The sequence below is a fragment of the Pseudomonas sp. JAI115 genome (assembly GCF_014200835.1).
Taxonomy (GTDB): Bacteria; Pseudomonadota; Gammaproteobacteria; order Pseudomonadales; family Pseudomonadaceae; genus Aquipseudomonas; species Aquipseudomonas putida_A.
Genome location: NZ_JACHCY010000028.1, coordinates 1 through 14,982 on the forward strand (window position 1 = coordinate 1; position 14,982 = coordinate 14,982).

The 14,982-nt window shown below is 60.8% G+C and carries 10 protein-coding genes; 6 read left to right on the plus strand and 4 right to left on the minus strand.

Annotated elements, in window-relative coordinates; genetic code table 11:
- Positions 1–349: 349 nt before the first annotated feature.
- Complete coding sequence (locus tag HDC30_RS28790; protein ID WP_098963919.1) at positions 350–1,132, plus strand: endonuclease/exonuclease/phosphatase family protein; 783 nt, start codon at positions 350–352, stop codon at positions 1,130–1,132.
- 268 nt (positions 1,133–1,400) lie between these two features.
- Positions 1,401–2,471, plus strand: a complete 1,071-nt coding sequence (locus HDC30_RS28795; protein WP_183786247.1) for an autotransporter outer membrane beta-barrel domain-containing protein — start codon at positions 1,401–1,403, stop codon at positions 2,469–2,471.
- A gap of 122 nt (positions 2,472–2,593) precedes the next feature.
- Here the strand turns inward: HDC30_RS28795 and glgB are convergent, their stop codons facing one another.
- The 3 genes from glgB to HDC30_RS28810 form a co-directional block, all read right to left on the minus strand.
- On the minus strand, positions 2,594–4,825 hold the full coding sequence (glgB, locus tag HDC30_RS28800; protein ID WP_096797348.1) for a 1,4-alpha-glucan branching protein GlgB: 2,232 nt from the start codon (positions 4,823–4,825) through the stop codon (positions 2,594–2,596).
- Positions 4,826–4,827: 2 nt separating this feature from the next.
- Entirely contained in the window at positions 4,828–8,169 is a 3,342-nt protein-coding gene (gene treS / locus HDC30_RS28805) for a maltose alpha-D-glucosyltransferase (RefSeq protein ID WP_183786249.1), read from the minus strand.
- Between the two features lie 190 nt (positions 8,170–8,359).
- Entirely contained in the window at positions 8,360–10,357 is a 1,998-nt protein-coding gene (locus HDC30_RS28810) for an alpha-1,4-glucan--maltose-1-phosphate maltosyltransferase (protein ID WP_183786251.1), read from the minus strand.
- 218 nt (positions 10,358–10,575) lie between these two features.
- Here HDC30_RS28810 and HDC30_RS28815 point away from each other — a divergent pair, with 218 nt between their 5' ends.
- Positions 10,576–10,734 carry a hypothetical protein gene (locus tag HDC30_RS28815; RefSeq protein ID WP_003224520.1) on the plus strand — a complete coding sequence of 53 codons (159 nt, stop codon included), beginning with the start codon at positions 10,576–10,578 and terminating at the stop codon, positions 10,732–10,734.
- Between the two features lie 41 nt (positions 10,735–10,775).
- Here the strand turns inward: HDC30_RS28815 and HDC30_RS28820 are convergent, their stop codons facing one another.
- The gene (locus HDC30_RS28820; RefSeq protein WP_183786253.1) at positions 10,776–11,288 is read right to left on the minus strand and encodes an MgtC/SapB family protein; all 513 of its coding nucleotides are present in this window, start codon (positions 11,286–11,288) and stop codon (positions 10,776–10,778) included.
- A 123-nt stretch (positions 11,289–11,411) separates the two neighbouring features.
- Here HDC30_RS28820 and HDC30_RS28825 point away from each other — a divergent pair, with 123 nt between their 5' ends.
- The 3 genes from HDC30_RS28825 (at position 11,412) to mapR (ending at position 14,864) form a co-directional block, all read left to right on the plus strand.
- Positions 11,412–11,660: a DUF3203 family protein gene (locus HDC30_RS28825; RefSeq protein ID WP_027613724.1), complete on the plus strand. Its 249-nt coding sequence runs from the start codon at positions 11,412–11,414 to the stop codon at positions 11,658–11,660.
- Positions 11,661–11,855: 195 nt separating this feature from the next.
- Positions 11,856–13,286 (plus strand): cytochrome c oxidase accessory protein CcoG, encoded by a 1,431-nt coding sequence (gene ccoG, locus HDC30_RS28830; RefSeq protein WP_183786255.1) that lies wholly within the window; start codon positions 11,856–11,858, stop codon positions 13,284–13,286.
- 168 nt (positions 13,287–13,454) lie between these two features.
- On the plus strand, positions 13,455–14,864 hold the full coding sequence (gene mapR / locus HDC30_RS28835; RefSeq protein WP_008087199.1) for a GntR family transcriptional regulator MpaR: 1,410 nt from the start codon (positions 13,455–13,457) through the stop codon (positions 14,862–14,864).
- Positions 14,865–14,982 lie beyond the last annotated feature (118 nt).

Sequence of the window (14,982 nt, forward strand, 5' to 3'; positions counted from 1 at the left end):
CTCTGCCGAGTGGCATTCACCCTGATGAAGAATCAGGGCGAATACCGATCAGTTTGAGATTCTAGGGTTGCTGAGCAACATAGAATCTCCCACAGTTGGAATGCTTGCATTAAGTGGGAGGTTGGTCGGCTTGTGAGCCGTCATCGCTGGCAAGCCAGCTCCCACCATTTGACCGAGTGCATTCAGTCAGAGATTGGTCGATCGGCAGGCCGCTTTCGCGAGCAGGCTCGCTCCCACAGGTTTCCTGGCGGCTCTGGTGATTTGTATTACGGCCTGGGGCATCTGGAAGGAACTGCCCGCTCACAGACCAGTCGCATGAACAGGAAGCCGTTTTTTCAGAGGAGTGAACGTGTCCAGCGATCCCAAGCGTCACGCCGTCGACGCACCCGTCATCCATCGCCTGCGCGTGCTGACGGTCAACACTCACAAGGGTTTTACCGCCCTCAACCGGCGCTTCATCCTGCCGGAACTGCGCGAAGCGGTGCGCAGCACCTCGGCTGATCTGGTATTTCTGCAGGAGGTGGTGGGCGAACACGAGCGACATTCCAATCGCTACCACGAATGGCCGCAAACCTCGCAATACGAATTTCTTGCCGACAGCATGTGGAGCGATTTCGCCTACGGGCGCAACGCGGTGTACCCCGATGGCCACCATGGCAATGCGCTGCTGTCGAAATACCCGATCCGCGAATACCGCAACCTCGACGTGTCGATCACCGGCCCCGAGCGCAGAGGCCTGCTGCACTGCGTGCTGGACGTGCCGGGCCACGCCGAAGTGCACGCGATCTGCGTGCACCTGAGTCTGCTGGAAAGCCACCGCCAATTGCAGTTGCAGCTGCTTTGCCAGTTGCTCGAATCATTGCCCGACGATGCACCGGTGATCATTGCCGGCGACTTCAATGACTGGCAACTGCAGGGCAATGCCGCCCTCGCCCGCCGCGATTACCTGCACGAAGCCTTCGAACGCCACCATGGCCGCCCGGCCAAGACCTACCCTGCGCGTTTTCCACTGCTGCGCCTGGACCGCATCTACCTGCGCAATGCCAGCAGCCATGACCCGCAGATCCTCGGCAACAAGCCGTGGACGCACTTGTCGGATCATTTGCCGCTGGCGGTGGAAGTGCATTTGTAAGCACAGACAATGACTTGGATATGTGCAGAAAAACAAACGCTTGCGGCGCCTGATTTAGCTGTACCGCTCATCGTGCAGTTTCTTGACGCATGGGCATCACTCTTCTTATCTCTACCTTACTACCCCCGGAATTACTCACCGGGGCGACCCTTCCGGCACTCGCGAAATCGAGCGCCGCGGTTCGCCCCGCTCCATTCGGTCGCCCCTCGTTCGGGGTAGGAGAGACGCCAGAAAAGAGATCCCGCATGCGCTTGCAAGGTAGACCTCCATGAAAAGCTCATTCACCCCACAAGAGATCAAAGTGACGTTTTGCACAGTGTCGAGTTCGATTCTGCTGTGCTCATCCATGGAGGCGCAGGCCGGACCTGCGGCGGATGAAACCACTCCCTGGTATCACCAGGACATGCCCGTTCTGACCCTGCCGGCGACCGTTGTCACCCCCGAGCCACAACGCCTGAGTCCACGTCCCGATTTGCGCGGCGCCGACCTGATCACAGAGGATCTGGCGCCGGCAGCCTGGGACCGGTTGTACGGACAAAGCGCCCGGCAAGCGCAAACCGACGTGCTGTCACCAGGTTTTGCCACCCCCGGCAACGGCGACTTCAAAGGCGCGCCAGTAATCACCGTGCAAAGCGCCGGCGGTCACACCCAGACGCTCGGCCTGATTGGCGGATACAACCAGATCCAGGCCAACAGCGCCGGCCTGATCAGCAGCCGCGCCCTCGCCGATCCGACCACCGACACCCTGAATCTGCAAGGCCAGAGCCTCGGTGCTTATTACCGTCTGACTGGCGCGCAGGGCTGGCATGTCGACCTGTCGGCCAGCGGTGGCCGGGTCAGCGGTTTCAGTCGTAACGAACAAGGCGCGCGCCAGGCCACCGAAGGCAGTGCAATGACCTTCTCGGTCGAAGGTGGATATCCGATCGGCCTGGGCGGCAACTGGGTGGTTGAACCCCAGGCGCAACTGATCAACCAGCGCATCACCCTCGACACCCCATACGCGGGTTCCGGCAATGCTTCGTCAACGGATCTGTCGGCGTGGAGCGGCCGCGTCGGCGCCCGCCTCAAAGGCAGTTACGATGTGAACGGTCTGCCGGTGGAACCCTACGTGCGTACCAACCTCTGGCATACGGTGTATACCGGCAACACGGTGACTCTCGATCAGGTCGACAAGATCAGCAGCAGTCGCAAGTCATCGACGGTCGAATTAGGACTGGGATTGGTTGCGCGGGTGACGCCGGCGGTCAGCCTGTATGTCAGCGCCGATTACAGCAGCGACGTGGATGACAATGACTTGAACGGGTTGATTGGCAGCCTGGGGGTGCGGATGCGTTGGTGATTTCGGCTTGAGGGGCGATGGCCTCTGAGCTGAAGCCATCGCGAGCAGGCTCACTCCTACAGGGAGACGCATTCCAAATGTAGGAGTGAGCCTGCTCGCGATGACAGCGACGCGGTTGCGGATCAACCCTCCGGCTTGAGAATCAACACCGCCAGCGGCGGCAGATTCAGTTCAAGCGACAACGACTGGCCATGGCTCGGCACCTCTTCGGTAAACGCCCCGCCGCCATTGCCATAATTCGAACCGGCGTAGGTGTCGGCATCGCTGTTGAGCAGTTCGTTCCAGCGCCCGGCAAACGGCACGCCGACCCGATACGACTGACGCGGCACCGGAGTAAAGTTGGCCACCACCAGCACCGGTTTGCCGTCCTTGCTCCAGCGCAGCCACGCGTACACGCTGTTGATCGCATCATCGCCGATCAACCACTGGAAACCCTGCGGCGCATCGTCCTGGTCGTGCAGCGCCGGTTCTTCGCGGTACAAGCGATTGAGGTCACCGACCAGTTTCTGCACGCCTTTGTGTTCCGAGTATTGCAGCAGGTACCAGTCCAGTTGCTGATCGTGATTCCACTCGCGCCACTGGCCGAATTCGCAGCCCATGAACAACAGCTTCTTGCCCGGATGGGTCCACATGAAACTCAGATAAGCGCGCAGGTTGGCAAATTTCTGCCAGCGGTCACCGGGCATCTTGTCGATCAGCGAGTGCTTGCCGTGCACCACTTCGTCGTGGGAGATCGGCAGGATGAAGCGCTCGGACCAGGCGTAAACCAGGCCGAAACTCAATTCATTGTGATGGTGCGCGCGATACACCGGATCCTGCTGGATGTAGTGCAGCGAGTCGTGCATCCAGCCCATGTTCCATTTGTAGGCGAAACCGAGACCACCCTGCTGGGTGCTCTGACTGACGCCCGGCCATGCGGTGGACTCCTCGGCGATCACCAGCGCGCCCGGTGCTTCCAGTTCGACCACGTCATTCAAGTGGCGGAGGAAATCAATCGCCTCGAGGTTCTCGCGCCCGCCGTGGCGGTTCGGCACCCATTCACCGGCCTTGCGCGAATAGTCGCGATACAGCATCGAGGCCACCGCATCCACACGCAGACCGTCGATGTGGAAATGCTTCAACCAGTGCAGCGCCGACGCCAGCATGTAGCCGTGAACTTCGGTGCGCCCAAGGTTGTAAATCAGCGTGTCCCAGTCCTGGTGAAAGCCTTCCAGCGGGTTGCCGTATTCGTACAACGCCGTGCCGTCGAACTGCGCCAGACCGTGAGTATCAGTGGGGAAATGCGCTGGCACCCAGTCAAGGATCACGCCGATGTCGGCACGGTGGCAGGCATCGACGAACTCACCGAATTGCTCCGGCGTGCCGTATCGGGCGCTCGGGGCGAATTGCGAGAGCAACTGATAACCCCACGAACCACCAAACGGGTGCTCCATGATCGGCATCAGTTCGATGTGGGTGAAACCCAGCTCCTTGACGTAAGGAATCAAGCGCTCGGCCAGCTCCGGCCAGGTGTACTGACGGGCGACTTCGCCCAGATCGTCCAGTTCGCACTGCCACGAGCCGGCATGCAATTCGTAAATCGACAGCGGCGCTGAATGCTTCTGCCGCTCGCGGCGACCGTTCATCCAGTCCTGATCCTGCCAGTTGATCTGCAGCGGCGCGGCGACTTTTGACGCGGTGTCCGGCGGCAGGCTGGTGGCCAGGGCCATCGGGTCGGCCTTCAGCGGCAGGATGCCGTGGGCGCCGAGGATTTCGTACTTGTACAACTCCCCCGCTTGCAGGCGTGGAATGAACAACTCCCAGACCCCGGACGGATGGCGCAGGCGCATCGGATGGCGGCGACCGTCCCACACGTTGAAATCACCGACCACCGACACCCGCCTGGCATTCGGCGCCCACACGGCAAAACGCACACCGTCGACGCCATCGACCGTGGTCAGTTGCGCGCCGAGGCAACTGCTGAGGTCGCGGTGATTGCCTTCAGCGAACAGATACAAATCCATTTCGCCGAGCAACTGGCCGAAGCTGTACGGATCTTCCGCGACCTGTTCGCCGCCGGCCCAACGCGTGCGCAGCAGATACGGCCGCGCCTGATCGAAGTGACCAACAAACAATCCCGGTGTTTCGGTGGCTTGCAGTTCGCCGCGTTCTTCACCGCTGTCCTTGTCCAGCACTTCGACTTTCAACGCACCCGGCAGATAAGCGCGGATGAACTGCCCACCGGCACCATCACCATGCGGGCCGAGAATGGAAAACGGGTCGTGGTGTTCAGCGCGCACCAGGGCGTCGATGTCCCGCGCCGCCGGCAATAACGCTTCTTTAGCGTGACCCTGTTCCTTGTTCGAGACACTCATGACTACTCTCCACCAAGATCGGAAAAGGGTTTAAGCCCCGTCAATAACCCATACAAACCGTGCAACGGCACGGGCAGCCACGTGGGGCGATTTTCGGCTTCATAGGCCACTTCATAGGCCGCCTTCTCCAGGCCGAACAGCGCAAGCGCAGCGTCGGCACCCGCAGGATCCTGCCAAGCATGATCAAGATTAGCCGCCGCTTGGCGATATGCCTGAACAAATGCCTCGCGCGCCTCACGCAGGTAGCGCTCGGCAACCCGATGCCGGGCCGCTTCCGACTCTGGACTGTGATCGACGTTGTGCACGTTGATCGTCATCGCCGCCGCGTAATCGAAGGAACGCAGCACGCCGCTGACGTCCTTGTACGGACTGTGTTTGCCGCGCCGTTCGTGCAGCGGCCGCGCCGGTTCACCCTCGAAATCGATCAGATAGGCATCGCCCTTGATCACCAGCACCTGACCCAGGTGCAGGTCGCCGTGGACGCGAATCCGCAAGCCGCCAACGGCTTTCTGCGCAAGTTCCTGCACATGGCCGAGGATGACTTTTTTGTTGTCCAGCAGCCGCGCGACCATTTTCTGATCCGCCGCGCTCAGATGACTCTGATGTTGCTTGAGCAGCTTCAACGCATGCTCGACCTGCGCCGCGACGTCCTTGCCAGTGGCTTGCGCCTCCTTGGCGCTGGTGGTTTGCGGGGCGAAGTCGGGGTTGTTGCTTGGCGCCGCCAGCACCTGGTGCATTTCGCCCAGACGCTGGCCGAGCATGCCGGCAAAGTCCTTCAGTTCGCCGAGGGCGTTGTAATGCTGTTCCTGCTCGGACATCGCGTCCGCCAGCTCATCACGCAACGCCCGTTCGAGGTTGTTCTGCGTCCATTCCCAGGCATCGCCCTGATTGCTCAGATAGCCTTGCGCGATCATCAGCAGGTTGTCTTCGCCCGCGCCATCGCGGCGAATCACCGAGCCGAGCAGGGGCGAGATGTTGGCGAAACCGGCCTCGGTCAGGTACGCGCTCATTTCCAGTTCCGGGTGTACACCCGAAGCGACCTTGCGGATCAGCTTCAGCACCAGACTGTTGCCGATTACCACCGAACTGTTCGATTGCTCGGCCGACAGATAACGCACCTCGGATTCGGCACCGAGGCCGAGTTTTTCCAGCTGCGCGGTCGGCGCGAAACGAATCTCGCCCTGTTCGGAGTTGAGCACGGTGTTGCTCTGCATGCCTTGCAGCACCGCGTGGACAAACGTTTCGAGGCTGAACGCGTCAGTGATCAGACCGACCTGACGCCCGCGACGAACACGCGACAATGCCAGTTGCTGCGGCAACGCCGGCCCGACCTGATCTTCGGTGATGAAGCCGAACGGCAGTTGATAGCGGCTGGTCTGCCCGGCGCTGGTGACTTCTATTTCGCTGAGCAGCACCGGATGCTGCGCATCGCCGAAGCGCACGCCATAGGCCAGATTGACCTGCTCGATGGCCGCGTCCTTGCCGGCGAACCAGCGGCGGTTCTGCAGCCAGCTCGGCAGGATGCTCTGCTCCAGGGTGTTGCGGGTCGGCGTTTCGAGCAGTTCTTCCATGCGTTTTTTCAGCACCAGCGTGGTGAAGTCCGGCAGGCTCTGCGCCGGTTCCACGTGCCAGCTCGGCATCTGGTTTTCCGCAGCCAGGGCGAACCAGTAGAAACCGTACGGCGCCAGGGTCAGGAGGAAATTCAACTGGCCGATCGGCGGAAACGCGTTACCGCCGAGCATCTCCACCGGGACCATGCCGACGTAGGCCGACAGATCGAGTTCCGCCGCCTGCGCGCTGCGCGAGACGTTGGCCACGCAAAGAATGATTTCGTGCTTGCCATCGGCGTCGGTGAACTCGCGGGTGTAGGCCAGAATCCGTCGGTTGCTCGGCGAGAGCATCTTCAACGTGCCACGGCCGAACGCCTTGGACTGCTTGCGCACAGCAAGCATGCGTCGCGTCCAGTTGAGCAGCGAATGCGGATCGCCGGCCTGAGTCTCGACGTTGACGGAGAGATAACCGTATTGCGGGTCCATGATCGGCGGCAGCACCAGACTGGCTGGATCGGCGCGAGAAAAGCCGCCGTTACGGTCAATCGACCATTGCATCGGCGTACGCACACCGTCGCGGTCGCCGAGGTAGATGTTGTCGCCCATGCCGATTTCGTCGCCGTAATACAAAGTCGGCGTGCCGGGCATCGACAGCAGCAGGCTGTTGAGCAGCTCGACGCGGCGGCGGTCACGCTCCATCAACGGCGCCAAACGCCGACGAATGCCAAGGTTGATCCGCGCGCGACGGTCAGCGGCGTAGTAGTTCCACAGGTAGTCGCGCTCCTTGTCGGTGACCATCTCCAGCGTCAACTCATCGTGGTTACGCAGGAAAATTGCCCACTGGCAGTTGGCCGGAATCTCGGGGGTCTGACGCAGAATGTCGGTGATCGGGAAGCGATCTTCCTGGGCCAGCGCCATGTACATGCGCGGCATCAGCGGGAAGTGAAACGCCATGTGGCATTCGTCACCGTTGACGCCCTCGGCATCGGTGTCGCCGAAGTACAGCTGGGTGTCTTCCGGCCATTGGTTGGCTTCGGCCAACAGCATGCGGTCCGGGTAATTCGCGTCGATCTCGGCACGGATCTGCTTGAGGACGTCGTGGGTCTCCGGAAGGTTCTCGTTGTTGGTGCCGTCGCGTTCGATCAGGTACGGAATGGCGTCGAGGCGCAGGCCATCGATGCCCATGTCCAACCAGTAGCGCATCACCGACAGCACGGCTTTCATCACTTGCGGGTTGTCGAAGTTGAGGTCGGGCTGGTGCGAATAGAAACGGTGCCAGAAGTACTGGCCGGCGACCGGGTCCCAGGTCCAGTTGGACTTTTCGGTGTCGAGGAAGATGATCCGCGTGCCGTCGTACTTCTGATCGTCATCCGACCACACATAGAAGTCCCGCGCCGCCGAACCGGGCTTGGCCTTGCGCGCCCGCTGGAACCACGGGTGCTGATCCGAGGTGTGGTTGATGACCAGCTCGGTGATCACCCGCAAACCACGCTTGTGCGCCTCGGCGATAAAGCGCTTGGCATCGGCCATGGTCCCGTAGTCGCTGTGTACGCCGCGGTATTCGGCGATGTCATAGCCGTCATCGCGACGTGGTGACGGATAAAACGGCAGTAGCCAGATGGTGTTGACGCCGAGTTCGGCGATGTAATCGAGTTTGGCGATCAGGCCGGGAAAGTCGCCGATCCCGTCATTGTTGGAGTCGAAAAACGATTTGACGTGTACTTGATAGATCACCGCATCCTTGTACCAGAGCGGGTCTTTGATAAAGGTGGCTGCCTTGGGTTTCTTCGCCATGTGAAACTCCTGTTCAATTCTGTCAGACCACACGGATGCCCTGTGATGAGGGGCTCTGTGGTGAGGGGATTCATCCCCGACGGGCTGCGAAGCGGCCCTGCTTTTATTCAGTTTTACCCAGTTGTTCTTTGTGGCTGCTGCGCAGCCAGTCGGGGATAAATCCCCTCACCACAAGTTTTTGAGCAAGGTCTTACGCGGCAGTAATCCGCCAAATCCCGAACGGCTGGTACGCCGGGTCAATGCGCATGAACTGATACTTGCCATGCCAATCCCAGCGATGCCCGTTCATCAAGTCCTCACCGTGGGTGGTCGCGTCGTCGGGCAGGCCCATCTCCCACAGCGGCAGTTCGAAATTGGCTTCCTGCACGTTGTGCGGATCGAGGCTCACCGCCACCAGAATGAAATTGCTGCCGTCAAAGCTGCGCTTGCCGAAATACAAAATGTTGTCGTTCCACGCGTTGTAGATTTTCAACCCCAGGTGCGTATGCAGCGCCGGGTTCTGCCGGCGGATGCGGTTGAGCTGGGCGATTTCGGCAATGATGTTGCCCGGCGCATTGAAGTCGCGGACGCGGATCTCGTACTTCTCCGAATCAAGGTATTCCTCCTTGCCCGGCACCGGCGCCGATTCGCACAGTTCATAACCGGAATACATGCCCCACAGGCCCGACGCCATGGTCGCCAGCGCCGCGCGGATCAGAAACCCCGGCCGCCCTGATTCATGCAGGAACGCCGGGTTGATGTCCGGCGTGTTGACGAAGAAGTTCGGCCGGTAGCATTCACGCCACGGCGACTCGTTGAGTTCACTGAAGTAGGTCGCCAGCTCCGACTTGGTGTTGCGCCAGGTGAAATAGGTATAACTCTGGGAATAACCGACCTTGCCCAGCCGCGCCATCATCGCCGGCGTGGTGAACGCCTCGGCGAGGAAGATCACTTCCGGGTGCAGCGCCCGCACATCGGCGATCAGCCATTGCCAGAACGGCAGCGGCTTGGTGTGCGGATTGTCGACGCGGAAGATTTTCACACCTTCGTTGACCCAGCCGACGACGATATCGCGCAGTTCCACCCAGAGGCTGGGGATCGCATCCGGCGCATAGAAGTCGACGTTGACGATGTCCTGGTATTTCTTCGGCGGGTTTTCCGCGTATTTGATCGTGCCGTCCGGGCGCCAGTTGAACCAGCCCGGATGCTGCTTGAGCCACGGGTGATCCTGAGAGCACTGAATGGCGAAATCGAGGGCGATTTCCAGGCCATGCTCAGCGGCGGCGGCGACCAACCGGCGGAAGTCTTCGCGGGTGCCGAGCTGCGAGTGAATCGCCTCATGGCCACCCTCCTCGCTGCCGATCGCATACGGACTACCCGGATCATCGGGACCTGCGGTCAGAGAATTGTTGCGGCCCTTGCGGTGGGCGCGGCCGATCGGGTGGATCGGCGTGAAGTACAGCACGTCAAAACCCATGTCCTGAATCATCGGCAGGCGCGAGTGCACGTCGTTGAAGGTGCCGTGACGCTTGGGATCGTCGGTGATCGAGCGCGGAAACAGCTCATACCAACTGGCAAACTCAGCCAGTTCCCGTTCGACATCCACCGGGAATTCGGCGCTCAGGCTCAGATAGGCGCGGTGATCGGCCTGCGCCATCAACTGCGCACTGCGCGAGTGCAGAAACAGCGCCACCTGCTCGGTTTCGAGCAGGCCGGACAATTCATGATGCAAGGCGGCGAGTTGCTCGCTGAGCTGACCGTCGCTGCGCTCGGCGGCCTGCTGCACCATGCTGCGGCCTTCCTGCAGTTCGAGTGACACCGGGACGGCGGCGTTGTGCTTCTTCTCCAGTTCGTACTGGAAACTGGCGAAATGGTCGATCCACGCTTCGATGCAATACAGATAGCGACCCTGGCGGTCGGGACGAAACTGCCCCTGCCAACTGTTATTGCCCAGCTCGTTCATCACCTCGCTGTGCCAGCTCTCTTCGCCCTCGGCACGCCAGCGGATGCGCACCGCCAGCTTGTCGTGGCCGTCGGCAAAGACCTTGCTGGTGACGATAACGTCACGCTCGACGATCGACTTCACGGCAAACTGCCCGCCATCGAGGGTCGGCATGGTGTTTTCGATCACGATGCGCGGCAGCAGCAACGCCTGCGACAGCGGCATGTGCGGGTTGTAGCTCTGCTCTGAAGGTTTTTCAGCAGACATCGAGCATCTCTCCTTAACGCCCCAAGGACGCTCTTGTGCCGGAACAGTGTTCACAATGAGGCACCGGCCCCGACTTGAACTCACTTAGGTTCCGAGCGACCGGCGCGGGGAAAAGTTCACAGGGATTTGTCTGGACAGAAAAGCGGATCGAATTCATCACACGGTGGTCAATCCACTTAAGCACTTCTCACGCCATGTGCCACCACGGAGGTCTACAGATGAACATCCCGATCCCGGCCGAAACGCCTGATCCGAACATCGACAAACCCACCCTGCCGGAGACCGAGCCCCAGCCGATTCCCGAGCAGGAACCCCCAGGCACCACGCCACCGCCGAAGGAAGAACCGCCGACGACGATGCCACCGGTGATCGTTTAAGCACCCAGCCGATCGTTCCCACCCATCATGGGAACGATCGATTACAGGTGCTGGTTTTTCTCCCCATACTTCTCAAACATCTTGACCACCCGTGGCATCACGCTGAAAATCCCCAGCGCCAGCAAAGTGCTGAGCAGCGCCGTCGCTTCCCTGCCCAACCCGGCCGCCACGCCGATCGCCGCCGTCATCCACAACCCGGCTGCCGTGGTCAGTCCTTTCACATGCCCTTCGTCACCTTCCTGATTCTTCAAAATCGTACCGGCACCGAGAAAGCCGATCCCGGCGATCACTCCCTGCAACACCCGGCTCATCGCATCGGATTCAGCCCCCGAGGTCTGCGGCACCAGCACAAACAGCGCCGCCCCCAACGCCACCAACATGTGCGTGCGTACTCCGGCAGCCTTACCCTTGTGCTCGCGTTCGAAACCGAGAATTCCGCCCAGCACCGCCGCCATCAACAGGCGCACGGTGATGCGCGTCAGTTGCGAGGCATCGCCGACATCGGCGAACTCCGCTTGCAGCGTCACCCACACTTCATGCCACCAGGCGTTCATCGCTCCCTCCTTTCTTATTGGTCGTTAGTGGATGGACAGCAGCGACCATTAATCAGTTGCGCAGAACGATCGGCAAAGCGCGCGCCCTAACCTTTCAGGTACTCATGAAAAAAGGACAGCCTCATGCCCGTTCGAATCGATGAATCCAATCCCGAAGCAAAAGTGTGTTTTTTCACCGTCGAAAATGGTGAAGAAATTCGTATCTGCGACACGCTGGAAGTCAAAACCGATAGCGAAAAAGCCATGTCGTTCGTTGAGATTGAAGGCCGGCGCGTTTACATCACCGAAGCAGAGGCGGATGCCTTGACCGTCGCCGGCGCGAAAGACGGTCGCAAGCACCTGAAGGCCGACGAGAGTGATTCGGTGATTTGACTGACCCGGATCAACATCCGGCGCAGACGCCTGCGATAGGCGTTTGCGCCTGCGCCTGCGGGCTGCTTCAAGTTGTCGCAGGATGTGTACCAAACGCCATCTGATACGCTTTTTATTCAAATAGCTGAGTCTGTTATGCAAACAGATCGGCGCTCATAGTTCGTCCGCCTGATGGAGGCTGATGAGCGAATGACCATGAGCGAACAAATCCCCGTCCGAACCGTAGAAGCAAGCCCCACCATAAAAAATGTGCCTGGTCGCCCGATGAAGGCGAAGGCCGGCTCCACCGACAATCACATCCACACCCGCAGTTTCACCGGCCTGTTCCGCACCTTGCGCATCAGCGGCGCGGGCTTTCTGTTTCTGCTGTTCTTCGGCACCGTGTGGCTGAACTGGGGCGGTCGTCAGGCCGTGCTGTGGGACTTGGCCGAAAGCAAATTCCATATCTTCGGCGAGACCTTCTGGCCACAGGATTTCATCCTGCTCTCGGCGCTGCTGATCATTGCCGCGTTCGGCCTGTTCGCCATCACCGTGTTCGCTGGCCGGGTCTGGTGTGGTTACACCTGCCCGCAGAGCTCGTGGACATGGATCTTCATGTGGTGCGAAAAAGTCACCGAAGGCGAACGCAACCAGCGGATCAAACTGCAAGCGGCGCCCTGGGGCCTGAACAAACTGGCCCGGCGCGCGGCCAAGCACACTCTGTGGCTGGCGATCAGCGTGATGACCGGACTGACGTTTGTCGGCTACTTCACGCCGATCCGGCCGCTGGCCGAAGAGCTGTTCACCCTGCAGATCGGCGGGGTCAGTCTGTTCTGGGTGCTGTTCTTCACCGCCGCCACTTACATCAACGCCGGTTGGCTGCGCGAAGCGGTGTGCATGCACATGTGCCCGTATGCGCGGTTCCAGAGCGTGATGTTCGACAAGGACACTTTGGCGATTTCCTACGACGTCGCCCGTGGCGAAAACCGTGGCCCGCGCAAACGCGACGTGAAACCCGCCGAAGCCGGCCTGGGTGATTGCATCGATTGCCAGTTGTGCGTGCAGGTCTGCCCGACCGGCATCGACATCCGCGACGGCCTGCAGATGGAATGCATCGGCTGCGCGGCGTGCATCGACGCCTGCGATTCGATCATGGACAAGATGAATTACCCGCGCGGCCTGATCCGCTACAGTTCCGAGCGCGAATTGCAGGGTGGCAAGACCCATCTGCTGCGACCACGGCTGATTGGTTATGTCGCGGTGCTGCTGGTGATGATCGGCGCACTGGCGCTGGCCTTGGTTGAGCGGCCCATGGTCTCGCTGGATGTAACCAAGGATCGCGGGCTGTTCCGCGAGAACGGTCAGGGCCAGATCGAAAACATCTACACCCTCAAGGTCATCAACAAGACCCAACAGCGCCAGGACTACAACCTGAGCCTGGTGGACGGCGACGGCTTCCAGTTGCAGGGCAAGACCGAACTGAGCCTGGCGCCGGGGGAGATTGTCGATGTGCCGGTGTCGGTGGCGATGACCACCGAACGTCCGGCCAGCAGCTCGCAGACCTTGAGCTTCAAGATCGCCGACAGCGACGAGCCCGAGATTTATAGCGTGGCGAAAAGCAGGTTTGTGGCGCCGATGAATCGTTGAGCCTTTAAGATGCAGCTCTCTTTTGACACTGCGATACCTGTGGCGAGGGAGCTTGCTCCCGCTTGAGTGCGCAGCACTCACAAGCTTTTGGGGCCGCTGCGCAGCCCAGCGGGAGCAAGCTCCCTCGCCACAACAAGCAATCCGAATTCAGTCCATCGCGGGATACCGATGAAACGCTACGAAAAATTCGCCGACGACATCGCTGAACTGATCCGCTCCGGCGTGCTCGGCCCCGGGCAACGGGTGCCGTCGGTGCGCTACGCCAGCCAGACTTACGGGGTCAGCCCGTCCACGGTGTTCCAGGCCTATTACCTGCTGGAACGTCGCGGTCTGATCCGCGCACGGCCGCGCTCCGGTTACTTCGTCAACACCCACGCACCGAGTCCGTTCTCGGAGCCGGTGATCAGCAGCCACGTCAACGACTCCACCGAAGTCGACGTCAGCGAACTGGTGTTCTCGGTGCTGGAATCGATCAAGGATCCGAGCACCGTGCCCTTCGGCTCGGCGTTCCCCAGCCCGACCCTGTTCCCGTTGCAACGGCTGTCACGTTCGCTGGCCAGTGCGGCGCGGGAGATGGACCCGCGCATGGTGGTCACCGACATGTCGCCGGGCAATCCGCAACTGCGCCGGCAGATCGCTCTGCGCTACATGGTCGGCGGGCTGATGCTGCCGATGGAAGAACTGCTGATCACCAACGGCGCCCTCGAAGCGCTGAACCTGTGCCTGCAAGCGGTGACCGAGCCGGGCGATCTGGTGGCCATCGAAGCCCCGGCGTTCTACGCCAGCCTGCAAGTGCTGGAGCGCTTGAAACTCAAAGCCGTGGAAATCCCCGTGCACCCGCGCGACGGTATCGACCTCGGCGTGCTCGCCCAGACCCTGGAGCGCCATCCGATCAAGGCCTGCTGGTGCATGACCAGTTTCCAGAACCCGATGGGCGCGACCATGCCCGAGGCGAAGAAACAGGAACTGGTGGAACTGCTGCGCCGGCATCAGGTGCCGCTGATCGAGGACGATGTCTACGCCGAACTCTATTACGGTCAGCAAGCGCCGAAACCGGCCAAGGCCTTCGATACCGAAGGGCTGGTGATGCACTGCGGTTCGTTCGCCAAGAGCCTGGCCCCCGGCTACCGCATCGGCTGGGTCGCCGCCGGGCGTTACGCACAGAAAATCGAACGGCTGAAACTGATGACCTCGCTCTGTGCCTCAATGCCGGCGCAAGCGGCCATCGCCGACTACCTGCAACACGGCGGCTACGACCGCCACTTGCGCAAACTGCGCTACGCCCTGGAAGAACAGCAAAGCGCGATGCTCGCAGCGATTGCCCGCTATTTCCCGGCGCAGACCCGCGTCAGCCAGCCGGCCGGCGGCTACTTCCTGTGGCTGGAACTGCCACCGCAGATGGATTCGTTGAAGTTGTTTCAGATGGCGTTGGCGCAGGGCATCAGCATCGCGCCGGGGCCGATCTTCTCGCCGACTCAGCGGTTCAGGAATTGTATCCGGCTGAACTACGGCAGCCCGTGGACCGAGGATTCGGAGAAGGCGATGGAGACGTTGGGGCGGATTGTGCGGTCGTTCTGACAGCCCTGTGTTGTCTGGGCTATTGCCTTCGCGAGCAGGCTCGCTTGTATGTTTAGACTTGAAGGGGTGGGCGGGACTACAGACTCGATTCTGACTCTGACCAGTACAGACCGTGGGA

Excerpts from the sequence above, each read along its gene's own strand:
- HDC30_RS28795 (WP_183786247.1), top strand. The coding sequence starts at position 1,401 with ATGAAAAGCTCATTCACCCCACAAGAGATCAAAGTGACGTTTTGCACA.
- glgB (WP_096797348.1), bottom strand. The coding sequence starts at position 4,825 with ATGAGTGTCTCGAACAAGGAACAGGGTCACGCTAAAGAAGCGTTATTG.
- treS (WP_183786249.1), bottom strand. The coding sequence starts at position 8,169 with ATGGCGAAGAAACCCAAGGCAGCCACCTTTATCAAAGACCCGCTCTGG.
- HDC30_RS28810 (WP_183786251.1), bottom strand. The coding sequence starts at position 10,357 with ATGTCTGCTGAAAAACCTTCAGAGCAGAGCTACAACCCGCACATGCCG.
- HDC30_RS28815 (WP_003224520.1), top strand. The coding sequence starts at position 10,576 with ATGAACATCCCGATCCCGGCCGAAACGCCTGATCCGAACATCGACAAA.
- HDC30_RS28820 (WP_183786253.1), bottom strand. The coding sequence starts at position 11,288 with ATGAACGCCTGGTGGCATGAAGTGTGGGTGACGCTGCAAGCGGAGTTC.
- HDC30_RS28825 (WP_027613724.1), top strand. The coding sequence starts at position 11,412 with ATGCCCGTTCGAATCGATGAATCCAATCCCGAAGCAAAAGTGTGTTTT.
- ccoG (WP_183786255.1), top strand. The coding sequence starts at position 11,856 with ATGAGCGAACAAATCCCCGTCCGAACCGTAGAAGCAAGCCCCACCATA.
- mapR (WP_008087199.1), top strand. The coding sequence starts at position 13,455 with ATGAAACGCTACGAAAAATTCGCCGACGACATCGCTGAACTGATCCGC.